Below are 22,643 nucleotides of genomic sequence, written 5' to 3' on the forward strand. Positions count from 1 at the left end.
ACGGTTTCCGAGAACTCCACTCCGAACCCAACCTTCCACCAAAGAGGCCGTTGCTGCTGAATTCTTCGGAAACCAAACAGCATCAGCCCCTAAAGCACGGCGTACTCGAAAACGTGATTGGGAATACCGGTTCTGTTGATGTTTGGTTTCCGGTCACGCTGGGCGATGCTTTGGGGCAAGGCAGGGTGGGCGCGGTTTAGCGCGCTAAATAAGCGAACCCTAACGACGCCTTGCCCCAAAAATCGACCCAGCCCGGAGCTTACTGCGCCGGATTGAACCCGGTTTCTTTATAAATGGCCTGGATCAAATCACGGCCAATACGGTCGGACATCTTGGCATGAACCGGTACCATGGCCTTGCGGAAGGCTGCACGCTCTTCATTTGTCGGGGTGTAGATCGTCGTTTTGCCAGAAGCCTTGATCGCAGCTAATGCCTTCTCGGCTTCCTGCTTGGCGATCTGGTTGGCATAGACGGTTGAATCCTTCATTGCCCCTTCCAGTGCAGTGCGCACATCCGGTGGCAGGCCATCCCAGAATTTCTTATTGGCAATCACCGCATAACCAAGGAAGCCATGGCCAGTCAGAGTCAGATGCTTCTGCACCTCGTAGGCTTTACTGGTGTAGAGGTTGGAAGGGTCAAGCTCCGTTCCATCCACCACGCCTGTCTGCAGCGCCTGGTACACCTCGGAAAATGCCATGACCTGCGGTAAAGCGCCCAAGCTACGAATTTCCTCATCCAACACCTTGGAGCTCTGGATGCGGATCTTCATGCCGCGAATGTCCGCCGGACTACGGACCGGCTTGTTGGCTGTCAAATTCTTGAAGCCGTTTTCCCAGTAAGCCAGACCCTTGATACCTTTGGCCTGTAATTTGTCGAGCAGCTGCGCCCCCACTGCGCCATGCATCACCTTGGTCACTTCGTCATAGTTGTCAAAGATATAAGGCAGATCAAATGCCTCAAACTCCTTGACGCCGAGTGGGCCAAACTTGGCCAGGCTCGGGGCCAGCATCTGCACGGCGCCAAGTTGCAGCGCTTCCAGTTCTTCTTTGTCCTTGTAGAGTTGGCTATTCGGATAGACCTCTACCTTGACCTTGCCCTTGGTACGCTCTTCAGCCAGTTTCTTGAAGTATTCGGCCGCCTTGCCTTTTGGCGTATCGACAGCGACCACATGACTGAATTTGATGACAATCGGGTCTGCCCAGGCAGCCCCTGCCAACAAGGCAGCTGCCATGATTGATAGCGTCTTGGTGAATTTCATTTTGTTGTCTCCTTGGTCTTGACGACCTATTCCGGTAGAAGCGTGAGGATGTCTGATTCATTTTGATAGCCAGTGCCGGAGCAGATGTCCATCGCATCGGCCCGGATGGCTTGAACGCACACTGCTTTTTTAGTCTTCGGCCGCCAGCCACGCCATTGTGGACATCCACATTTCAGCCGACATTTGTCACTGCCAGACTGCGCCCATGAGAAAACACACCCAGCACCCCGCCCAACCCCTTCCACCGCAAGCGAACATGCGGCCCCTGGTCTCGCGCTGGCCCGGCTGGCTTTGGTGGTTGCCGAAAGCGGCCATCCTGCTGCTACTGGTTGCGAGCGCGGCACTGATTTACCTGACACACCATCGCGCCAGCGAAGAGCAACGACGGCAGCTGATTTCTGACGTGCTATGGCTGGAGCAAAGCCTCGATTTCCAGCTCAATCACAATGTCGATAAATTGCGCGAAATCGGGGCTGATTATGGTCATGGCAAAACCAGCCATGCCCGCCAGCAGGTCCGCCTGCTGCTCTCCATCACGCCTGAGTTCACCCGGATCAACTGGAATGGCGGCGGGCAGCTCGACAGCACGCCCGTGCAAGCGGGCACGCCGGACGATCTGAGCACCATCGACGACCGGGCACGCAAGCTGGCACGGCCAGCCTATGCCACCCCGAGGGCTCGTGGCGCCGACCACGAGTTCTCGGTTCATGTGCCCATCTACGACGATCGTGGCTATATCGGCAGCATGGTTGGGGTGTACTCGGTTAAATCCCTGCTCGCCAGGGAAATACCCTGGTGGTTTACCGAGCGCTACCGTTTGGAAATCATGGATGACCAAGGGCGAGTGCTGGCCCGCAAGTCCGCCGTGGCCAACACTAGCTCAGATTTGCATTACCAGGTGGACATCGGCCCGCCCGAGCTTGGTCTGGTCGCGCAGGCCACGGTCTACCAGACCCGCACAGACCTCGCCAGCAGCCTGATCATCACGGCCATTGTCGGCCTGTCATTGATGACCATTTTCAGCCTGATGCTGCTGAGTCGGCACGCCCGGCGCCGCGTGCATGCCGAGAAGGCGCTCCTGGCGGCACATGCCTTCAATCAGGCCATGGAGAACTCCCTGCTGACCGGCATGCGGGCTATCGACATGTCGGGCCGCATCATCTACGTCAACCCGGCGTTCTGCCGGATGGTAGGCTTCGAAGCGGCCGAGCTGCTGGGCAGCAGCCCGCCGCAACCCTATTGGCCGCAGGAGGACGCCAGCAGAATCCTCTCCGCGTACCAAGCGCTACGTTCCGGGCAACGACAGAATCAAGGCATAGAACTGCGCCTGAAACGGCGCGATGGCAGCGATCTCGACGTATTAGTCTACGAGTCGCCACTGGTGGACGGCGATGGCCAGCAGGTTGGATGGATGGGCTCGGTGCTCGATATCACCGAGCGAAAAAGGGCTCGCGAACTCGCCAAGCTGCAGGAAGACAAACTGCAGCACACTGCACGATTGGTGTCGATGGGTGAAATGGCTTCCAGCCTCGCGCATGAGCTCAATCAGCCGCTGGCCGCCATCTCTGGCTATGCCGCAGGCAGCGTCACCATGGTGGAACGCGGAAACACAGATGCCCGTACCCTGCTGCCGGTTCTCAAGAAAATCGAAGCCCAAGCGCAACGCGCGGGTCAGATCATTCGCCGCGTGTATGACTTCGTTCGGCGGCATGAGCCCGAACGCAGTCGCTGTGACCTGAACATCATCATTACCACCGCCCTGACTTATCTGAACAGCGAAGCCGAACAACACGCCATTCAGATCCGCACCGAACTGGCGCCAGACCTACCAACCATTCAGGCCGACCGTGTGCTGGTTGAGCAGCTTGTCTTCAATCTGGCACGCAACGGCATGGAGGCCATGTATGACTCCCCTCCCGGTCAGCGCACCTTGCGACTGCGCAGCTATCAGGATGGCAATCATCTGGCCGTTGAGATTATTGATCAGGGGCATGGCGTGATGGATGGCCAATACGAAAAGCTGTTCGAGCCGTTTTTCAGCAGCAAACAGCATGGGATGGGAATGGGTCTGAATATCTGCCGGTCTATCGTTGAGGCCCATCGGGGCCGGCTGACCGGCGAAGCCTGCACAGAGGGCGGTAGCTGTTTCCGATTTACGCTGGAACTGGGTTCAGCGCCCTAGGCCCTATGGAAGAAATTTGTTAATTGTTTGATTTTAAATGAAATTCATAAAATCCAGATTCAAATTCCTCACGTCCACAGCGCCTAGCGATGCTTGCTGCCCAGCAGCTGAGACAATTCCACCGCAGAGCGAACGCCCATCTTGTCGAAGACATTGGCACGGTGTACTTCCACCGTGCGCATGGCAAGGTTCAGCTCGTCTGCAATCACCTTGTTCAGCTTGCCTGCCAACACCCGGTCCATGACCTCGCGCTCTCGCGGTGTCAAATGCCGTAATCGCGCTTCAATTTCGGCGTCAGAGGCGGCCTCCTTGCGCTGGATATTTGCCTGCTTTAGCGCGGCCTCGATCACATCGGCCAGGGTATTCGAGTTAAAGGGCTTCTCGATGAAATCGTAAGCCCCACGTTTAACGGCCCCTACCGCCATCGGAATATCCCCATGGCCTGTCAGGAAAATCACCGGCAGCGTGCAACCGCGCTCCAGCAGCACATCGAAGACCTGCAGCCCACTCATGCCGCCCATCCGGATATCCAGCACCAGACAGCCATGAAAACCAGCGTCGTAGCTCGCCAGAAAAGCTTCACCCGATGCCCAGTCGCGGCAGTCAAGCCCCCTCGCCTGCAACATCCAGCTCAGCGAGTCACGGATAGCGTCATCATCGTCAACAAGGTAGATCGTCGGGTTCATGGGTTTAACCGCAGTTCCAGTTGGTTTGGCAAGAAAACATGAAGATCAAGCCAGGTGAGGTGTTGATCTGCCAGCAGACAGTATTCAAATGACTGCCACCAAATCAACAGGATGCCTAGCCGGGCCCCTCATCAAGGGGCGTTTATGGTAAACCAAACGCATCCCAGGAGCGTGATATTGCTGAATACCCTTATACTTCAGCCCCATCTTTCATACCGGTTCATCCCGCCGAATGATTGTCGCGCCATTCAGTCCACCACTACCAAGGAGTATTCGTTGATGCAGCTTCTTTCACGCTTTCTCTCCGCTACGACAGGGTTGAGCGGAGTTCGGCCCCTGGCCCGGTTTTCGGGTTTGTTATCCAGTCTGCTGTGGCTGATTGTTTCGCTGGCAGGGATAATGCCCAGCCACGCAGCCGATGCTCAGGATGTAACCAATCCGACCGTTCAGACCAGCTGGGGCCTGAATGGCTCCGTCTATGCAATGGCCGTACAGAGTGACGGCAAAGTCATAGTCGGGGGCGAGTTCACCTCTTACCACGACGGTCGCACCGCAATAAGCCGTAACAATATTGCGCGCCTGAACCCGGATGGCTCTCTGGATAGCAGTTTTGCACCAGGCCTGGCGGCCAATGATCCGGTAGTCGCCATCGCCATACAGGGCGACGGCAAAATCATGATCGGCGGCGGCTTCACCGCCTACAACGGCATCACCCGCAACCGGATAGCCCGGATTCATAGTGACGGTACGCTGGACAGCAGCTTCAATCCTGGCGAAGGTGCCGCCGGCGGCGAAGTATTGGCCTTGGCCTTACAGAATGACGGCAAAGTTGTCATCGGCGGCAAATTTACTTATGTCAACGGTGTACCACGCAATCGTGTCGCTCGACTCAACAGCGACGGCACGCTGGACACCAGCTTTGGGATTGGCAATGTCAGATACGGCGCTGCGGGTTATGTCATCTCGTTAGCAATACAAAATGATGGCAAGATTCTCGTTTGCGGGAACTTCACCGTCTTCGACCGGATAAACCGCAAGTACATCGCCCGTCTGCATAACAACGGTACGCTTGATACCAGCTTCGATCCCCGCAATGGTCCCAGTTCCGAAGTAAACGTCATCCGGTCCCAAAATGACGGGAAGGTCCTTATCGGGGGGTTCTTCACGGAATACAACGGCGCAAGGAGCGGCCGTCTGGCCCGGCTCAATAGTAATGGCACGCTGGACAACAGCTTTAACACAGGCTTTGGGACCGACTTGGAGCTCTACTCCCTGGAGGTTCAGGATGATGGCAAAGTGCTGATCGGTGGCAATTTCACCACCTATAACGGTGTTGGCCGCCACAGGATCGCCCGCATCAATACGGATGGCTCACTGGATACCAGCTTTACCACAAACCCCGGTACGAATGGCCTAGTGCGAGCAATCGCCACGCAAGGTCCTAATTTGGTCCTCATCGGCGGCGCGTTTACCAAATACGACGAGACAAGGCGCGACTTTGTCGCCCGGCTAAAAAGCAGCGGCGCACTGGATAATAAATTTGCCCCAGGACATGCAATTGGTGGGCCTGCAGACGAAACCGAGTAAATGTGCAGCATGCAGGGTGTCCTGATGGCAGGCATGCCGTAGACCTGCTCATGCAACGCACCCTACCCCGCCTATTGCACACCTGCTTGTTGCAAGACGGATTGAAAGGGCTTCCTTCCCAAGGAAGCCCTTTTTCTCACTGTTTACAGCCGCACCGGCCACCTCGACAGGCAAACGCAACAGAGCCAGGCTGTCGGCTGTCTCAAACCCGAAAGTAGTGGTGTATCGGGTAAAATCATCCCATCTTCTGTCAGCAACCCTCTTTCAGGTTACCGTTTCATGCCCCAGCCTACCTCCCCGTGGCGCGTCATCATTATCAGTCTTACCGCCTGCCTTTGTATAAATCTGCCCGCCTTAGCCGCGCCTCCGCTCACCGGCATCGTCAAAGTCGCCACCTCGCCCAACCACTTCAGCTGTGCTCTGAATACCGCAGGCGGCGTGCATTGCTGGGGCAGTAATTCGCAGGGCCAGTTGGGCAACGGCAGCCAGAGTGAGGCCGGCGGCAAGGTCGATGTGCCAGGGCTCAGCAGCGGCGTTGCCGACATTGCCGTCGGCGGCCTGCACGCCTGCGCCGTGCTAAAGACCGGGAGCGTCAAGTGCTGGGGGCTGAACGCCAGCAGCCAGCTGGGAGATGGCTCAACCGCCGCCAATCGCACCAGCCACTTTCTGGCGACGCCTACACCGGTCAAAGATCTGGAAGACGCCATTGCCATAGCGCTCGGCGACAACCACAGCTGTGCCTTGACCAAGACCGGAAAAATCAAATGCTGGGGCAATAATGATCGCGGTCAGCTCGGCCTTGGCGACGTCAAAGGCGTCCCCTTGACCGCCGATACGCCCACTGAAATAAGCAGCCTCAGCACGGCCGTCAAGGCCGTCTCGGCGGGTGCAGCCCACACCTGCGCACTCACGCAGGAAGGCGGAATCAAGTGCTGGGGACGCAACTTGCAAGTTGGTGACAACCGAGAAGCCACCTCCCCCGACGCCACCTACCCGGTAGACGTGCGCGGCCTGACCAGTGATATGGTTGCCGTCAGCGCTGGCGGCATCATGAGCTGTGGGTTGACGAAGGCGGGGGCTGTCAAATGCTGGGGCGATAACCGGATCGACATCCTGGGCGATGGTCAATCCAAGATCAGCAATATGCCGGTGCAGGTGCTCGGGCTGGATAGCGGCATCCAGGCCATCAGCGTGGGCCATATGCATGCTTGCAGTCTGGATCGCAACGGGGCTGTCAAATGCTGGGGTCTGGGCTTTTTCGGATCACTGGGGGATAACTACGAAAGCATCCTGCGCCCGGCGCCATTCAAGGTGGCGGGCCTGCAAAGCGGGGTGACTTCCCTCTCGCTCGGTACCTACCACAGCTGCTCGGTTGATGCCGAGCACCGGCTCAAATGCTGGGGCGACAATCGTAATAACTGGCTGGGCACCGATACCGGCAAGGCCATCGACTTTGCCCCCACCCCGGTGGGCTGGAGTACGGGCAACAACAGCTTCAGCATTGCCCCCGCTGCCTCGCGGGTTGGCAACCTTCTGGGGCTTTCGGCGGATTTCAAATTCAAGGCCAGCGATAAAGGTCTGACCGGCTCGCTGTATGTTGCCGCCCAACTGCCGCAAATCCTTGGGGGCGACTTTTATCTGTTTGATGGTGCTCAATGGGTGAAGTGGGATCTCGATCCCGCCCATGCCGTTGCGGTCCAAACCATTCAATCCCTGACTGCGGGTGGCAATGTCCCCATCCTCAGCGGTTACGACATCAGCCAGTTGTCGGGAGTGACGCTGTATGCAGGCTATGGCCGTGCCCCGAATGCCTTCGCAGAAATGCTGGCATCGCAGACCTACGCCACGCTCTACACCATCATCAATCCATAACTGGCCACCCTGCGGCGCCGGGTCTGCCCCTGCACAAAGGCCACCTGAACAGGTGGCCTTTTTACCTCGGTCCGCCAACCACTTCGACGGCCAATTACCCAGCCGCTACGGCATCAGGGCAAGCGGGAGTAGTAATCGCACATATCGCCGATAGGGTCTGAGCTCCACTCGCCCCAGCTGTTCTGGCCAGGTTGACGTGTTGCCGCAGCATCGCCGCCGGATACCAACTCCAATTCATCTTCTTTCAGTTCAATCATCTTTTTCTCCATTTTGATCGTATTTAAAGGTGCGTCAGCCCAATCTCTTTCGCACGATGATCATACTGCCCGGACTGCCTGACAAATTCAAGCATCCTGTCTAAAGTTTGTTACGGATAGAGCCGGGATAGATACCAGATCAGATCTTCCAGCGGATCTTCGCTGTTCTCTCCCCAGCTATTCTGGCCTGGCTGCCGAGTTGCCGCCGCATCACCGCCGGATACCAATTCCAATTCATCTTCTTTTAATTCAATCATGTTTCAACCTCAATAAATAAACGAAAAGCGCTTACAACTTGCTTGCGCGACATAAACTATATCGTAATTCAACTTATTTATTTCAAATTCCAACGTCGCATCGCAGCAATAAAAATAATCAATAAAATCAAAATCATCATTACAAAACCAACTATTATTCTCCGCAGCGCAAAATACATTCTTGCCGCCCCGCCCCTCTCGACAGCGCATCCGGCCTCCCCTATCTTTGCCGCTTTCTTCAGCCTCTTGTCGCCATGATTGCCATCGTCTCGATCCTGCGTCCTCGTCTGTTGCAAAGGCTGGTCTGCCTCAGCCTGCTGACTGCGCCCTTAGTGGGAATCGCTGCAAAGAAGGAGGAATTCATCACCTTCCAGTTCCCCGCCGTGGCGCTGACCCACGTTGAGCTGATCGACGGTAGCGGCAATGCGGTGCAAGCCGATATGACCATCCTGATCCGGAATGGCCGGATTGAGGCCGTCGGTAAAACCGGAGAACTCGCCGTGCCGCCCGACACTCCGATCAAGGATCTGAGCGGCCATAGCCTGACGCCCGGCCTGGTGCTGATGCATGAGCACATCTTCTACCCAACCGCCAATGGTGCTTACGGCGCCATGTTCGATTCCTTTCCCAAGCTGTATCTGGCTGGCGGGGCAACCACCATTCGCACGGCAGGTAGCATCAGCCCCTATGCCGACATCAACCTGAAGCAGGATATTGCCAGTGGCGAGGCGATCGGGCCGGATATCGAGGTCTCGGCGCCTTTTCTGAATGGCAACACGCCATTCGTGATGCAGATGTCCCGTCTGGCAACGCCCGAGCAAGCCAGGGAGATGGTGGCGTATTGGTCTGCCGCCGGCGCAGATTCCTTCAAAGCCTATATGCATCTGACCCGCCCGCAGCTGCGGGCCATCGTCGAAGAAGCACACAAGCATGGCAAGAAAGTCACCGGGCACTTATGCGCCGTTGGTTATCACGAGGCCATCGACCTCGGCATCGACAATATCGAGCACGGCTTCTTTGCCATGACCGATGTCGCACCGGACAAAGTATCCGATCAGTGCCCCAGCGGTGACGGCACGCTGCGCATGCTGAATACCCAAAGCCTCGACAGTAGCCAGATTGGCGCCACCATCCTCAAACTGGTGCGGCGCAAGGTGGCGCTGACTTCGACGCTTGGCGTCTTTGAATCGTTTGCCAGTGGTCGGCCGCAGGCTCCCAAAGGCGCGCTGGATTTGCTGATCCCGGAATTACGCCAGCAGTACCTCATTCGCTGGAACGCCCTGGCCAATCAGCCTGACAATCTGTGGTCCCAGCTGCTACCCAAGGGCATGGCCTGGGAGAAGCGGTTTCATGACGCTGGCGGGCTGCTGATGGCAGGCTCCGATCCGACGGGCTACGGCGGTGTCATCCCTGGCTACTCAAGCCTGCGCCAGCTGGAGTTGCTGCAGGAAGCTGGCTTCAGCCTGCCGCAAGTGGTGAGGATTGCCTCGCTCAATGGCGCCACCTATCTGGGTCGGGCGGATGAAATCGGCAGCATTGCCCCTGGCAAGCGGGCGGACATGGTGTTGTTCAAGGGCAGCCTGAGCAAAGATCCGAAAGCACTGCAGCAATTGGTTTGGACGATGAAGGCTGGCGTCGCTTATGACCGCGCAAAGATTCTGGCGGCGTATCAGGGCAAGATTGGCCTGCAGTGAGTCGGCCGGGCTTGATGGCCATCAAGGCTGGCGTAGCGGCCCGCCTTCTATAGTGTGGGCTTTACTGATCCGCCGGAGCCCATGTGAACACCATCAGCTACAGCATGACCTGCGACCACAAAGCCTGCGACGATCAATTCGTTGCCGCTGAAACAGCCGCGCGCCACGGAGACTGGCAGCTATGCCGCAAACTGTCCGGGCAGTTCGAGCAGGCGCTCAGCCAACACTTTCTGGCGGAAGAAGACATCCTGTTCCCGCGCTTTGAAACCCTCACGGGCATGACGCAGGGCCCTACTGCCGTCATGCGCGCCGAACATGCGGCGATGCGCGACATCGTCTTCAGTTTGCGGCACGCTGCCGCCAGCGAATCGCTCGATGACTTCCTCGGCCATGCCGACACCCTGCTGGTTTACATGCAGCAGCACAATCTCAAGGAAGAAAACATGCTGTACCCGATGATGGACCGGGCCTTGCATGCCGAGACAGGTGCATTGCTTGACCTCGTACAGCAGCAACTCGCCGTACAGTCGGCCTGAGCCTCCCATGCAAACCGTGCTGGACGCCCGCTGGCTGGAGTGCCCGGAGCCGCTCGAACAAACCCTGACCGCCCTGCCCGCATTGGGTCCGGAAGACAGCCTGCTTCTGCTGATTCACCGGCTTCCTTATCCGCTGTTCGATCTGCTGCGCGATGCGGGCTACGACTACCAATACCAGCAGGAGGCAGAAGGCTCGTTCCAGATCACCATCCGCCGCCTGCCAAGCCAGCGCTAGGCGCCGTTGAGTCAAGGAACACGCATGCTGTCCTATGATGCAGCGCCCCCCTTTTCAGCACCGCTGCGCTTTTTCCTGACGGCGCCGATTTTCGGCATGCTCGCCGGCCTGGGTTTGCTGCTGGCTGGCGACCTCGCCCTGTCCTCACGCTGGACGCCACAAGCCCTGGCCCTCACCCATCTGTTTACGCTTGGCTGTCTTGGGCAGGTCATGCTGGGAGCGCTGATTCAGATCCTGCCCGTGCTGGCGGGGTGCAGCCTGCCACAGCCCAAGCGCTTTGCATGGCTCACCCATCTCGGTTTGACAGCCGGAGCGCTGATACTGGCCGGCGGCTTCTGGTTCGGTTCTCCATCCAGCTTGCAGGCGGCAGTAGGCATCCTGGTGCCTGTCCTGCTCGGCTTTGTCGGCCTCACCCTGTACGCCTTGATGCGGGCCCCTCACGCGGATGCTTCAGGCAAGGCCATCCGCTGGGCCTTGCTGTCACTGCTTGCAACCGTCCTGCTCGGCGGCAGCCTTGGCGCTTTGCTCGGCTGGGGCCTCTCCATTCCGCTGCAAGCCACCTTGCACCTGCACGCCGCCTGGGGCTTGGGCGGCTGGTTGATTGGACTGGTGGGCGCCGTCGCATTCCGGGTGGTGCCAATGTTCCAGCTAACCCCCCCATACCCGCCACGGTTCGAGCGTTTCTGGGCACCGGCCCTGCAATGCGCGCTGTGCCTGCTGACGGTGGCGATGATTCTGCAAGCACCGTGGCTGGGCCTGATCAGTCATCTGCTGCTGGCCGCCGCCCTGATTGCCCTCGCTGGCATGACCTACCGTCTGCAAAGGCAAAGCCGCCGACCACAGGATGTCACCACCCGTTTCTGGTCGATGGCCATGCTCAGTCTGCTGACAACCGTTGGCCTGGGCATTGCCGAACTGGCCGGCCTGCAACATCCTGCACTGCCGGTGTTGCTCGGTACGGTATTAATGGCGGGTTTCGGCTTGTCGGTGATCAGCGGCATGCTCTACAAAATCGTGCCGTTTCTGGCCTGGCTGCACCTGCAGCGAGCTGCCCAACGTCGCTATGCCATTCCGAACATGCGACAGATTCTGGCCGAGCCCGCCATGCAACAACAGCTGCACAGCCACTGGATAGCACTGGTCTTATTGATGGCTGCCGCTTGCGGCATCCCGGTCTGTTCCTGGCTTGGCGGCATGGCGCTCTGTGTGTCGCAAGGCTGGCTACTGCGCAACCTGATCATCGCCACCCGGCTCTATACCGTAACAAGGCAGCGCATCGCCCTGGCATTGCACCAGGATGGCTTGCCATCAAGGCTCTGTTGACGTTTTATTTCCGGATCGCGTTTCGTCGGATTTGGGCCTGATGCAAGGCGAAAAGCGCGCCGCTTAGTGATAAGCCACGCGATTTTTAACGCAGCAGCAGTCCCAAATCCGGCGAAACCCGAAGGGCCGGGCCGATTTTTGGGGCATGGCGTTGTTAGGGTTCGCTTATTTAGCCCGCTAAACCACGCTTACCCTGCCTAGCCCTGCCCCAAAACTCGGCCTGGCGCGACCGGAAACAAAACGTCAACAGAGCCTAGAGGCGCTGGTGTCTGACATCAGGCATACCGATCAGGCGCGTAACGTGTCAAAAACCCTGTCAACCAGCGCAGATCCACCGGCCAATGTCGATTCTGCTTGGGCGGATTAGGCAATTGGCCTACAATGCCCGCCTTCCGTGCGCCCTGCCAATCGGCGTACCGGCCTTTTTATATACCTGTGCCTGATCGAGTCCATCGACTCCACCAGCCGCTTTTCCCGCCCGCCTCGATTGGTGTCGTGCATAACTGCCGACAGGCCGTCGCCGGAGTATTCATGTCTGTGTTGAACCCCGCCGCCACTGATGCGGCAAGCCCTACCTTTTCCAACCTTGGCCTGGCCGAGCCTATCCTGCGAGCCATCGCAGATGCCGGCTACACCACCCCGACCCCGATTCAGGCGCAAGCCATCCCTCAGGTGATTGCCGGGGGAGACCTGCTGGCCGCCGCACAAACCGGCACAGGCAAGACTGCCGGTTTCACCCTGCCGGTCTTGCACATGCTGCAGGGCCACAAACCCGCCAACCAGCGAGCGGGGGCACCACGCTGTCTGGTACTGACACCGACCCGCGAGCTGGCGGCGCAGGTCGAGGAGTCGGTACAGACTTACGGCAAATATCTGCCACTGAAGTCCCTGGTGATTTTCGGTGGTGTCGGCATCAACCCGCAGATCGACGCCCTGCGCCGCAAGGTGGACATCCTTGTCGCCACACCGGGCCGTCTGCTCGACCATGCCGGCCAGAAGACGGTTGATCTGTCTGCCGTCGAGATCCTGGTATTGGACGAAGCCGATCGCATGCTCGACATGGGCTTCATTCACGACATCCGCAAGGTATTGGCATTGCTGCCAGCCAAACGCCAGAACCTCCTGTTCTCTGCCACATTCTCTGACGAGATCCGTGCGCTGGCCGATCGGCTGCTCGATAACCCGCGCTGTATTGAGGTCGCCCGCCGCAACACCGCTTCGGAGATGGTGACGCAGGCCGTGCATCGCGTGGCTCAGCCTCACAAGCGTGAAGCCCTGTCGCATCTGATCAAAACTCACGAGTGGCCTCAGGTGCTGGTATTCACCCGGACCAAGCACGGCGCCAACAAACTGGCCGAGTATCTTGAGAAGAACGGTATCGGCGCAGCGGCGATCCACGGTAACAAAAGCCAGTCTGCTCGCACCAAAGCCTTGTCCCAGTTCAAGGATGGCAGCCTGCCGGTGCTGGTTGCCACCGATATTGCCGCTCGTGGCCTCGATATCGACGAACTGCCACAGGTCGTGAACTTCGAGCTGCCGAATGTGCCGGAAGACTACGTACACCGGATTGGCCGGACTGGCCGCGCAGGCGCCAGCGGGGCAGCTGTTTCCCTGGTCGATGACGAGGAAGTCAAACTGCTGCGCGGCATCGAGAAGCTGATCAAACGCAAGATTGAAGAGCTGCCCCTGCCGGGTTTTGTACCCACCGCCAAACCGGCTGCCGGCGACCCGATCAACGACCGCCCGCCACGCAACCATGCCCCACGGGGTAACCGACCACCCCGGCAGGCTGGGCAGTCGGCCGGTGGCCGTCAGCCGGAACAGCGCCCGGCAGGCCCGAAGGGGGGCAATCCCAATCCTCCGCGCAAACCCAATCAGCCCGGAAAGCCACATGGCCGCCCAGCGCAAGGTGCAACAGCAACCGACCCTCGGCCAGCGCATCGCCTGAAGCAGCCTCCCGCTGCCGCCTTGCTGGGTGGCTCATCGCGCCATAAACCTTCCTGATGCCAGATTACTGGCTGCGGTCAGTGCATGAAAAAGGGAACGCCAAGGCGTTCCCTTTTTTACTGCTGGCCAGACACTTCGGACATCTCAAACCCGCCAGACCTTTGGCGCTGTCGCCGCTCAGAATAACTGACGATACTGCACACCCACCCCCCACATGGCCAGGTCGAATGAGCCTTGGACGCGGAACTTCTGCTCGGCCGCAAAGAAGGGGTAGTCTGCGCGGTTATACGCGGTGTCGGTGTAATTCACATCCCCGTCTTTCATCACGCCATAGCTGAAAGCAACATCCAGCTGGCCATCCTTATTCGGCTTCCAGCCAGCCCCGGCAGCCAGCCAGAAGCGGTCGCTATCCGGCGTTCCTGGGTGGCGCCATTCAGCGGAGCGCACCGGGGTCTGGTCATAGGCAAGACCAAAGCGCCAGGTCAGGGCATCGCTCTGCTTCCAGCTCGCTCCCAAGCCCAGACGGGTGGTATCGCGCCAGTTCTGGGTCTGCACCTGATCTGGCGTGTTGTTGACTTTAGCCCGCAACTCATCGAAGCGGCTCCAGCCTGTACGGGTGAGATCGGCCTGCAGCGACCAGGTATTGTTCAACGGCACATCGGCCGCCAGCGAGAAGCGCCACGGCAGTTTGACGTCAGCCTTGGCTGACTGCACTTCCGACTCCAGCTTCTGGCCCAGGCCAGCGGCGATCTGGGTATACAGACCCGGAATCTCGACGCGATAGTCTCCCTTGGCCTCTGGCGTTGCAGCGGTGCGGAAGGTCGCACCGATGCGCGCCCCGCCATCGAGCTGGAACAAGGCCGCCAGCGTCGCCCCCCAGCCCCAGCCATCCCCCTTGAGCGTCGCCTTGCCATCGAGGACCGGCACCGCCGAACCCATCGCCAGCTCGGCAATGCTGGCTTCGTAACGGAAGTCGAGTGCCTTGGTGACCTCAGCATCCAGATAGGTTGCGTTCAAACTCATTCCCAGCGAAACCTGTTCGCTGGCTTTCCATGCCACAGCCGGGCTGATTGTCAGCGCTGCCATCTTGGTGTCGATGGCGGTGTAGCGGCCGGCCCAGTTGGCATCGAACTTGGTTTCCGTGCCAAACGGCACATGCAGACCCACCCCGAAGGCCAGCCGATCATTGATCGGCATGGCGAAGTAGGCGGCCGGTACGGCGCCGGCCTGACTGGCATCGTCGCCACCGCCGCCGACATTCCGGACCTCGCCGGTCGGCGTTCCGGTCGGCAGACTGGTGGTGCCGACGCGACCACTAGCCCTGTCCACCAGCCAGGTCTGGCTGCCGCTGGCTTTGAATTTGGCTTGTTGACCGACGATATTGACGCCGCCATTCACCTGCATCGACTTGAGTCGCGTCAGTGCGGCCGGGTTATGCAGCACCGCACTGGCATCATCCACTGCGGCAGCAATGCCGGCATAGGCGTTACCCATGCCAGCTGCGCCCTGTTCATCAAGGGCAAAACCACCGGCATGTGCCAGTGAAGCAAATGCGGTGGCCAGTACGGCAACCAGCGGGGTGGGCTTGAACATGATGTCTCCTCTCATTGTTTGATTGACAGCCACTCACCGCAGCAGGCTCCGGCATCCAAACCAGCTGCGGTCAGTCTCCCCTTGCAGGGCAGGCAGAGGGCCGGCAACCGCTTGTGTTGCGGTTGCCGGCAAGACGATCAGTTCACGCTGAAGGTACGGCTTGTGCCGGTGAAACCGTAGATCTGGCCATTCCAGCCATTCTTGTAATCACCGAAGTGGACAATGCGGTACTGCCCTGGTGTGGCTTCAACCGGAATACGCCAGCTGATGCGAGCTTGCGAGGTCCCCCATACCGGGTCGATCCGCACCCAGCGATAGATAGTGGACCAGTCATCATCTGCTGCCACACGCCGCCAGGTTGCGCCGTCCCACCGTTCCACCGACAGGAAGGTGCCGCCCCGCCGCAGGTTGTTCTTGGGGTGCCCTGTCCAGAACCACGCTTCAGCAGTATCGCCTCGACGGTAGCTGGCCGCCGCATCCCGCTCGACCTGACCAAAACGCTTGAAGATCGGGGTATTGTCCAGCACCACACCGGTCTGCAGGCTCATTTGGTTGCTGGATAGATCACGCGGGGTCGGACCCGCCTCTACCGGCTTGCCCTCGCGCAAGGCCACTGCCAGATCGTTGAAGAGCTGGCGGTAGGCCGGTAGCGTGTAGCGGCCAAAGTGGGTCGATCCCCCTTCATAATGCTGGGCATCGTACTCTTCAGGCGTGGTTATGTAGCCAGCATAGGCATTGGTGTAACCGGCAAATATCACGTTTGCGATGGGAATATTCAGCGCGGCAGCCACGGTTTCGCGGATGCGCCGCCCCGACATGATGGTGAACTCCCCCGGCCCCGCAACGATAGCCAGCTGGCCGATGCGGGCAATCGACACCGGCAATACTTCGGGCGTCCAGGGGAAGGGCTTCTGCAGGCCCGTCGGCAGCAGGATGGGCTTGGGTGCCTGGCAGTCCTTCACCCACTGAGGGGCGGCAAACAGCACCGAGCCCAGCTGGGCAAGAAACGGGTTGCTGGTAAGGTCGCCTTCATTGAACCCACCCTCGCCCCGGCCATCTTCAGTCCCGGCTGCGAATGCCCGTCCGAGCGCGGCCGGGCAGGTACTGTGGCTGGTGCCATACGCAAATTCCGGCCGCACCGTTACCCGTGACATATCGACATATTGCTGGCGGTAATCCACCGGTCCCGCTACCGACTCACTGGCAGACTGGAACAGGTTGAGCGCCTTCAGCGCCTGCCGCTCGCCAATCTGGCGCGTGTTTTCAAATTCATCAGCTGTCGGCCCACTGCCGTTGAGCCACAGATTCGGTGTCATATCCCCGGCGTTGCTCTGGGCAAAAGCGGCAACAAAGTCATTTTGCCCCAACCGTCCAAACACCTGCTTTTCGACGAATTGCTCGGCATAGCCTTTGTTGTCGGGTGAAATCAGCGGATTGGTATTGCGCATCGACACGCCATGCGTGGCGAACCACGAAATCATGCCGACATCGCGGCCATTCTGTGCAAAGCGCAGCACCGTCATGGTCGGATCTACATGGCGGCCCCAGCGACCACGTTCGTCGGCCGGGTTACGCTCATAGGCCGGCAGCGAACGGTTGGCATTGGCGTCGAGCAGTTCACCTCGCGCCACCTTGATCTCACCGGGTTTGAGGTCGGCATCGGCCGCCACAATCGCTTCGACGATGCCATCGACAATGGCGTTGTAAGTCCGGCTGTTATAGCCCCAGGTGGTCATGTTGTAGAGGGCGTAATGCGAGAAACCGCCAGGTCCGCTGTGAGTGTGGGTGGCGGCCAGCAGCACGTTCTCGCGGGTGTAACGGCTGCCAAAACGCGCCTGCAGCCGGTTAAGCACCGCCTGATGCACGCCTTGGAACACCATGCCCAGATCGTTGTTGACGAACACCAGCCGCTTGCCGCTTTGCACATCCTGCACCACAAAAGCACGGGCCCATTGCCGCATATGAATACCGGCAGTTTTCTGCTCAAGCTTGGCGTAGCCCATCATGCCCACTTCGGCCGCCTCACCCGTGATATCGGCCTTGCCACGACCTACCAGATAGTCAGCCCAGGCGGCCTGCCCTGCCGTGACCGCCACCGCCAGCCCAACCGCTGCCAGCCTGAACAGCCTGCCGTGCCCGTCTGCACGCTTGCGTGATAGCTTCATGTCGATCTCCTTTGTATCGTTTTGTAACGATGTTTTTTAGTGCGCCTTGCAATTCAAATAGCGCGTGTAGAGCTTTGTAATGCTTAGTTTTTGCAAGGTCAAGTTTGTTGCATTGCATCAAGACTTATCGTTTGCGACAAAATTGGTTTTATGTAATAACATTGTTATTGAAATTGACGAGCCGGTACTGGCAGCACTGCGCATTCCCGTTTCATTACATGCACTTGCCCATCAGCCGGACCGTTGGTACCACCCGGCGGCACAAGCAGGACCACAAGCAGCTTCAAGCAACGCTGCACGCCGTAATCAGTCGGAATCGGAGAAAAACATGCAGGACTACGACGCCATCGTGATTGGCGCAGGGGTAGGAGGGTCAAATGTCGCCGCCGCGCTGACGGCGGCCGGCATGCGTTGCCTGATTATCGAAGCTGGCCGCTATCGCTCCCGGCAGGACTACCCGCGCGGCGAGCTGGATGGCAACGCCCAGCTTTTCTGGAATGGCGGCATGGAACTGAATACCAGCGCAACACTGGCACTGTTGCGGGCAAGAGTGGTGGGAGGTGGCTCCATCGTCAATCAGGCCCTGCTGGACGAATTCGATGACATCGCCCTGGATGACTGGCGCGAGCGCACTGGCATCACCTGGTTTTCGACTGCAGGTATGGCGCCGCTGTATGCCGAAGCCAAGGCATCCGTCAGCATCCAGCAGGTGCCGGTGGAACACGCCAACCGCAATGCCAGGATCTTCAAGCAGGGCTTTGAGAACTGCGGGTTCCAATGCAAACCGCTGCAGCGGGGTCAGTCGGGTTGTCGGCACGAAGAAGGCAATGACTGCATCGAATGCCTGTATGGCTGCCGGCTTGACAGCAAACAGGCCACGCCGCTGACCTCGCTGCAGCGGGCGCTCAAGGCCGGCGCAAAGCTGCTGACGGAGTGCGAGGTCGAGGCCATTGCCGAGCAGGCTGGCTTCAGCGAAGTGCATGCCCGTCTGGCGGATGGTCGCCCGGTCAGCTTCCGTTGCAACAGCCTGATCCTGGCTGCAGGAACACTGGGCAGCAACGCCCTTTTATTGAAGTCAGGCTGGCAAGACCGCCTGCCAGCGTTGGGACAGGGTTTTTACTGCCACCCGCAATTCATGTATTTCGCCCGCTATCGCGAACCGGTCGATGCCCAGCGTGGGCCGTTCCAGTCTTATAAGTCGGACGACGCCGGCTTTCGCCAGCAAGGCTTCAAGCTCGAAAACGTGTTTGCCCCACCGATCGGCACCGCATTGATGCTGCCGGGCCTGGGGCTGGGCCACCAGCGGCAGATGGCGCTGATGCGCCATTTCGCCTGCATCGAAGTCGCCGTGCGTGACAGCCATCCCGGCAGCCTGCACCTGAGTGGGCAAGGTCGCCTGCAGATCAATAAGGAACTCAATAGCGAAGACCGGCAACGGGCCAAAGCCGGCTACGCGGCAGTCGAGCGCATCTTCCGCTCCACCGGGGCAGAACAGATCCACAGCGGCCGTTTCGGCATTGGCTTGCACCTGATGGGCGGCTTGCGACTGGCACGTCGCCCGGAAGAAGGGTGCGTCGAGGGCAATTTCCGGCTATTTGGCAGCCGCCGCGTCTACGCTGCCGATGCCAGTGTCTTTCCCAGCGCACCCGGCATCAACCCGTCGCTCACCATCATGGCGCTGGCACGCAAAGCGGCCGCCCATATTCTGGAGGACGCCCGATGAAGCGCGATCTCGAAACCTTCCCCTCTCCTGTCAGCCGCCTTTTCACGCCGCAGCAGTTGAAGGGCCTGAATCGACTCGGTGACTTCTACTGCCCTGGCGATGAGCTGATGCCTGCCTTTTCCGCCAGCGGCGCCGCCGAAGGCATCGACCGCCTCGCCACGGCCATGCACCCGCGCGATCTGGCTGACTTCCGCCTGCTGCTGACCCTTGCCGCCCGCCTGCCGCAGCCACTGCTGGCCAGTCTGGTCAATCTGCTCGATCAGGCCGACCGGCTCGGGCCTTGGGCCAAAGATCTGCGCATGGCCCGCCTCGGCGCTGCCGGCGTGGCCTACAGCCTCTACTACGGTTTTGCCGGCTCCGGTGGCCCACGCGTGCGCGCTGCCATTGGCTGGGATGCCGCTATCCGTTCATCTATCTCCGGAGAACCTGCCATGAACCAACTGGTCCGCGATGCGGCACCCGATCTTTCACCGACGGCTGCAACGGTCGAAGACGCCTTCCAGCGCGCCCACAGCGCCCAAGTCACCATCGCCGCACTCATCATTGAACAGCGGCTGGCGGTCCTTGATCGACTGGGGGAGGTGATTCTGCGCCGCCGGGACGAAATCATCGCCCGCGTCTCACAGGAAACCGGCAAGTGCGCCACCGATGCGCTGCTGGGCGAGATCTTCGCCACCCTCGACAATCTGGAATACCTGCGCAAAAACGCCCGCAAGCTGCTGTCCGACCGCAAGGTGGCCACCCCGCTGGCCATGCTCGGCAAGAAATCACGGGTCTGGTATGAGCCGCTGGGTACCATCCTGGTCATTGCGCCGTGGAATTACCCGTTCTACCAAGCGATTGTCCCCATCAGCATTGCCTTTGCCGCAGGCAACGCTGTCATCCACAAGCCCTCCGAGTTCACCCCACTGACGGGACTGATCGAGTCGATCCTGCAGGAAGCCGGCTTTGCCAGGGACTGGGCACAGGTGGTCTACGGCGACGGCAAAGCCGGTGCCCACTGCCTCGCACAACGTCCGGACAAGGTGTTCTTTACCGGTAGCATCGCCACAGGCAAGAAAGTCATGGCGCAAGCTGCCGAACTGCTGGTGCCGGTCGAGCTGGAGCTTGGCGGCAAGGATGCAATGATCCTGTTTGCTGACGCCAATCTTGATCGTGCCGTGGCTGGCGCCATGTGGGGGGCGCTCACCAACACCGGCCAGAGCTGCACGTCGATTGAACGTCTCTATATAGAGCGAAGTGTATTTGACAGCTTTACCGTCAAACTGGTGGAAAAGGTACAAGCGCTGCAGCTGGGCACCGGCCGGGATGACGACATCGGCCAGATGACGACGGCGGCGCAGGTCGCCATCATCCGCCACCAGCTGGAAGATGCCCTCGCCAAGGGCGCCAGACAACTGACCGGCCACAGCTGGGACCGGCAAAGCCCGCAAATCCCACCCATCGTCCTGACGCAGGTGGACCACAGCATGCTGGTCATGGAGGAAGAAAGCTTTGGCCCCTTCCTGCCACTGATGCCGTTCGAGGGGGATGACCACGCCGTATCGCTGGCGAATCGCACGATTTACGGCCTGTCGGCCTGCGTTTGGAGTGGCGACATCGCCCGTGCGCAGCGGGTAGCCCGGCGGCTGCATGTCGGCAATGTGTCGATCAACAACCACATGATCACCGAAGGCAATCATGGCCTGCCGTTTGGCGGCGCAAAACAGAGCGGCATCGGACGCTTCAAGGGCGAGGAAGGTCTGCGCGGCTTTTGCAATATCAAAGCCGTGATGATCGACGGCAACTCCAGCAAGATCGAAGCGAACTGGTATCCCTTTACCGAAGCCAAGTACGCAGCGATGGACAAAATGACCGTCGCCAGCCGCATGCGCGGCCTCGGCGGCTTGGTGCGATTTGCGCTGGCCGGGCTGCCACTGGAAAGCCTGGCCAACAAGCTGGGCCGCAAAGGTCGCAAAGGCTAGGCTCTGTTGACGTAAGGTTTATGGTCGCGCCGGGCCGCTTTCCGGTGGAATCCGGCGTTTCATTGAAATCCGGGCAGCCCGGCTGCCCTTCAGCCCATCAAACACCATGCGCTACGCCCAGCTTTGCAACGCCATCGCCGACCAGCCCTTCCCGTGTGCCGTCCTCGACCTTGATGCCTTCGATCACAATCTGGCCGCAATGGCGGCACGCGCTGGCGGCAAACCGATCCGGCTGGCCAGCAAGTCGATTCGCGTTCCTGCCCTGATGCGACGGGCGCTTGATGCGAACCGTAGCTGGCAGGGCCTGCTCTGTTTCAGTGTGCCGGAGGCGATCCAACTGGCGAATCTGGGTTTTGATGACATCGTTGTCGCCTACCCGACCTGTCAGCCCGCCGCACTGGAAGCGTTGGCCGCTGCCGTCAAGGCCGGTCGGCAGATCGTGCCAATGGCCGACTGTGATGCCCATCTGCAGGCGCTGAGTCAGGCCGCCGAACGGCTCGATACCCGCCTGGAAGTCGCTTTCGATCTGGATATGAGTTTTGATCTGCCAGGGTTGCGTTTTGGCGTTTACCGCTCACCGCTCAACGATGTTGAAAAGACCCTGCGGCTCTATCAGCAGCTGAACCGTTTTCCGCGACTGCAGCTGGTAGGCGTGATGGGCTATGAAGCACAGATTGCCGGCGTGGGCGATGCGGTGCCCGGCAAATTGGCCGAGAACCAGATCGTGCGTCTGCTCAAACAATGGGCCACACCAAAGGTTGCCGCCAGACGGCAGGCGATCGTGGCCGCGCTGCGGGCCGCCGGCGCCGCCCTGCGCTTCGTGAATGGTGGCGGCACCGGCAGCCTGGAATCCACCGCGGCTGACGCCAGCATTACCGAGATCGGCGCCGGCTCCGGCCTCTACACCCCTACCCTGTTCGACTATTACCGCCACTTTCAGCATCAACCGGCTGCCTTCTTTGCCCTGGAAGCCTGCCGGGCCAGCCAGGCCGACAGCATCACCTGCCAGGGTGGCGGCTATATTGCCTCGGGCGCTGCCGCGACACTCAAACTGCCCAGCCCGGTCTGGCCTGAGGGATTGGCTTTCAATCACAACGAGGCTGCCGGCGAGGTACAAACCCCCCTGTTCGGCACCGAGCTACCCGCTTTGGGTTCGCCGATCCTGTTCCGCCCGGCCAAATCCGGCGAATATCTCGACCGCTTCGATGAGGTACTGCTGGTCAGTGGTGAACAGGTTCAGGGCAAAGCCACCACCTATCGCGGCCGGGGTTGGCGCTTTTTTTAAGCATCGCAATAGCGACTAGCAGCCTGTGGGACTTTCGGGCGCGAAGGCGGAAATGCGGGAGAACGAGACCCGCTTTGCT

At 59.7% G+C, this 22,643-nt stretch carries 17 protein-coding genes; 11 read left to right on the forward strand and 6 right to left on the reverse strand.

Annotated features, from left to right (window positions below):
* Positions 1 to 259: 259 nt before the first annotated feature.
* Positions 260 to 1,258, reverse strand: a complete 999-nt coding sequence (locus tag PZA18_RS16920; RefSeq protein ID WP_308447412.1) for a TRAP transporter substrate-binding protein — start codon at positions 1,256 to 1,258, stop codon at positions 260 to 262.
* A gap of 205 nt (positions 1,259 to 1,463) precedes the next feature.
* Between PZA18_RS16920 and PZA18_RS16925 the strand changes: the two genes are divergently transcribed.
* Entirely contained in the window at positions 1,464 to 3,440 is a 1,977-nt protein-coding gene (locus PZA18_RS16925; RefSeq protein WP_284102051.1) for a sensor histidine kinase, read from the forward strand.
* A gap of 83 nt (positions 3,441 to 3,523) precedes the next feature.
* Here the strand turns inward: PZA18_RS16925 and PZA18_RS16930 are convergent, their stop codons facing one another.
* Positions 3,524 to 4,126, reverse strand: a complete 603-nt coding sequence (locus tag PZA18_RS16930) for a response regulator transcription factor (RefSeq protein ID WP_284102052.1) — start codon at positions 4,124 to 4,126, stop codon at positions 3,524 to 3,526.
* 144 nt (positions 4,127 to 4,270) lie between these two features.
* On the opposite strand from PZA18_RS16930, the gene PZA18_RS16935 reads away from it, so the two are divergent.
* Both PZA18_RS16935 and PZA18_RS16940 read left to right on the forward strand, forming a co-directional pair.
* Positions 4,271 to 5,713, forward strand: coding sequence for a delta-60 repeat domain-containing protein (locus PZA18_RS16935; RefSeq protein ID WP_284102053.1), 1,443 nt, complete (start codon positions 4,271 to 4,273; stop codon positions 5,711 to 5,713).
* Positions 5,714 to 5,992: 279 nt separating this feature from the next.
* Entirely contained in the window at positions 5,993 to 7,585 is a 1,593-nt protein-coding gene (locus PZA18_RS16940; RefSeq protein WP_284102054.1) for an RCC1 domain-containing protein, read from the forward strand.
* A gap of 113 nt (positions 7,586 to 7,698) precedes the next feature.
* Here the strand turns inward: PZA18_RS16940 and PZA18_RS16945 are convergent, their stop codons facing one another.
* Together PZA18_RS16945 and PZA18_RS16950 are read right to left on the reverse strand one after the other, a co-directional pair.
* Entirely contained in the window at positions 7,699 to 7,842 is a 144-nt protein-coding gene (locus tag PZA18_RS16945; RefSeq protein ID WP_284102055.1) for a hypothetical protein, read from the reverse strand.
* Between the two features lie 110 nt (positions 7,843 to 7,952).
* Complete coding sequence (locus PZA18_RS16950) at positions 7,953 to 8,099, reverse strand: hypothetical protein (protein ID WP_284102056.1); 147 nt, start codon at positions 8,097 to 8,099, stop codon at positions 7,953 to 7,955.
* Between the two features lie 254 nt (positions 8,100 to 8,353).
* Here PZA18_RS16950 and PZA18_RS16955 point away from each other — a divergent pair, with 254 nt between their 5' ends.
* The 5 genes from PZA18_RS16955 (at position 8,354) to PZA18_RS16975 (ending at position 13,891) form a co-directional block, all read left to right on the forward strand.
* Positions 8,354 to 9,793 (forward strand): amidohydrolase family protein, encoded by a 1,440-nt coding sequence (locus PZA18_RS16955; protein WP_284102057.1) that lies wholly within the window; start codon positions 8,354 to 8,356, stop codon positions 9,791 to 9,793.
* A gap of 83 nt (positions 9,794 to 9,876) precedes the next feature.
* A complete protein-coding gene (locus tag PZA18_RS16960) occupies positions 9,877 to 10,329 on the forward strand; it encodes a hemerythrin domain-containing protein (RefSeq protein WP_284102058.1) in 453 nt (150 codons plus the stop codon).
* Positions 10,330 to 10,336: 7 nt separating this feature from the next.
* Positions 10,337 to 10,564, forward strand: coding sequence for a DUF2249 domain-containing protein (locus PZA18_RS16965; protein WP_284102059.1), 228 nt, complete (start codon positions 10,337 to 10,339; stop codon positions 10,562 to 10,564).
* A 24-nt stretch (positions 10,565 to 10,588) separates the two neighbouring features.
* Complete coding sequence (locus PZA18_RS16970; protein WP_284102060.1) at positions 10,589 to 11,887, forward strand: permease; 1,299 nt, start codon at positions 10,589 to 10,591, stop codon at positions 11,885 to 11,887.
* Positions 11,888 to 12,418: 531 nt separating this feature from the next.
* The gene (locus PZA18_RS16975) at positions 12,419 to 13,891 is read left to right on the forward strand and encodes a DEAD/DEAH box helicase (protein ID WP_284102061.1); all 1,473 of its coding nucleotides are present in this window, start codon (positions 12,419 to 12,421) and stop codon (positions 13,889 to 13,891) included.
* A gap of 120 nt (positions 13,892 to 14,011) precedes the next feature.
* Here PZA18_RS16975 and PZA18_RS16980 read toward each other — a convergent pair whose 3' ends face one another.
* Positions 14,012 to 15,427, reverse strand: a complete 1,416-nt coding sequence (locus tag PZA18_RS16980; RefSeq protein ID WP_284102062.1) for an OmpP1/FadL family transporter — start codon at positions 15,425 to 15,427, stop codon at positions 14,012 to 14,014.
* 137 nt (positions 15,428 to 15,564) lie between these two features.
* Positions 15,565 to 17,592 (reverse strand): neutral/alkaline ceramidase, encoded by a 2,028-nt coding sequence (locus tag PZA18_RS16985; RefSeq protein ID WP_284102063.1) that lies wholly within the window; start codon positions 17,590 to 17,592, stop codon positions 15,565 to 15,567.
* Positions 17,593 to 17,920: 328 nt separating this feature from the next.
* Between PZA18_RS16985 and PZA18_RS16990 the strand changes: the two genes are divergently transcribed.
* From PZA18_RS16990 to PZA18_RS17000, 3 genes are all read left to right on the forward strand, one after another.
* Positions 17,921 to 19,315 (forward strand): GMC family oxidoreductase N-terminal domain-containing protein, encoded by a 1,395-nt coding sequence (locus PZA18_RS16990; protein ID WP_284102064.1) that lies wholly within the window; start codon positions 17,921 to 17,923, stop codon positions 19,313 to 19,315.
* Positions 19,312 to 21,279, forward strand: a complete 1,968-nt coding sequence (locus tag PZA18_RS16995; RefSeq protein ID WP_284102065.1) for an aldehyde dehydrogenase family protein — start codon at positions 19,312 to 19,314, stop codon at positions 21,277 to 21,279. The genes PZA18_RS16990 and PZA18_RS16995 overlap by 4 nt, the downstream gene beginning before the upstream one ends.
* A 106-nt stretch (positions 21,280 to 21,385) precedes the next feature.
* Positions 21,386 to 22,564, forward strand: coding sequence for an alanine racemase (locus PZA18_RS17000; protein ID WP_284102066.1), 1,179 nt, complete (start codon positions 21,386 to 21,388; stop codon positions 22,562 to 22,564).
* Positions 22,565 to 22,643: the final 79 nt, after the last annotated feature.

Source organism: Parachitinimonas caeni, assembly GCF_030129945.1.
Taxonomy (GTDB): Bacteria; Pseudomonadota; Gammaproteobacteria; order Burkholderiales; family Chitinimonadaceae; genus Parachitinimonas; species Parachitinimonas caeni.

Coding starts and splice junctions, on each gene's coding strand:
- PZA18_RS16920 (WP_308447412.1), bottom strand. CDS start 1,258: ATGAAATTCACCAAGACGCTATCAATCATGGCAGCTGCCTTGTTGGCA.
- PZA18_RS16925 (WP_284102051.1), top strand. CDS start 1,464: ATGAGAAAACACACCCAGCACCCCGCCCAACCCCTTCCACCGCAAGCG.
- PZA18_RS16930 (WP_284102052.1), bottom strand. CDS start 4,126: ATGAACCCGACGATCTACCTTGTTGACGATGATGACGCTATCCGTGAC.
- PZA18_RS16935 (WP_284102053.1), top strand. CDS start 4,271: ATGGTAAACCAAACGCATCCCAGGAGCGTGATATTGCTGAATACCCTT.
- PZA18_RS16940 (WP_284102054.1), top strand. CDS start 5,993: ATGCCCCAGCCTACCTCCCCGTGGCGCGTCATCATTATCAGTCTTACC.
- PZA18_RS16945 (WP_284102055.1), bottom strand. CDS start 7,842: ATGATTGAACTGAAAGAAGATGAATTGGAGTTGGTATCCGGCGGCGAT.
- PZA18_RS16950 (WP_284102056.1), bottom strand. CDS start 8,099: ATGATTGAATTAAAAGAAGATGAATTGGAATTGGTATCCGGCGGTGAT.
- PZA18_RS16955 (WP_284102057.1), top strand. CDS start 8,354: ATGATTGCCATCGTCTCGATCCTGCGTCCTCGTCTGTTGCAAAGGCTG.
- PZA18_RS16965 (WP_284102059.1), top strand. CDS start 10,337: ATGCAAACCGTGCTGGACGCCCGCTGGCTGGAGTGCCCGGAGCCGCTC.
- PZA18_RS16970 (WP_284102060.1), top strand. CDS start 10,589: ATGCTGTCCTATGATGCAGCGCCCCCCTTTTCAGCACCGCTGCGCTTT.
- PZA18_RS16975 (WP_284102061.1), top strand. CDS start 12,419: ATGTCTGTGTTGAACCCCGCCGCCACTGATGCGGCAAGCCCTACCTTT.
- PZA18_RS16980 (WP_284102062.1), bottom strand. CDS start 15,427: ATGTTCAAGCCCACCCCGCTGGTTGCCGTACTGGCCACCGCATTTGCT.
- PZA18_RS16985 (WP_284102063.1), bottom strand. CDS start 17,592: ATGAAGCTATCACGCAAGCGTGCAGACGGGCACGGCAGGCTGTTCAGG.
- PZA18_RS16990 (WP_284102064.1), top strand. CDS start 17,921: ATGCAGGACTACGACGCCATCGTGATTGGCGCAGGGGTAGGAGGGTCA.
- PZA18_RS16995 (WP_284102065.1), top strand. CDS start 19,312: ATGAAGCGCGATCTCGAAACCTTCCCCTCTCCTGTCAGCCGCCTTTTC.
- PZA18_RS17000 (WP_284102066.1), top strand. CDS start 21,386: ATGCGCTACGCCCAGCTTTGCAACGCCATCGCCGACCAGCCCTTCCCG.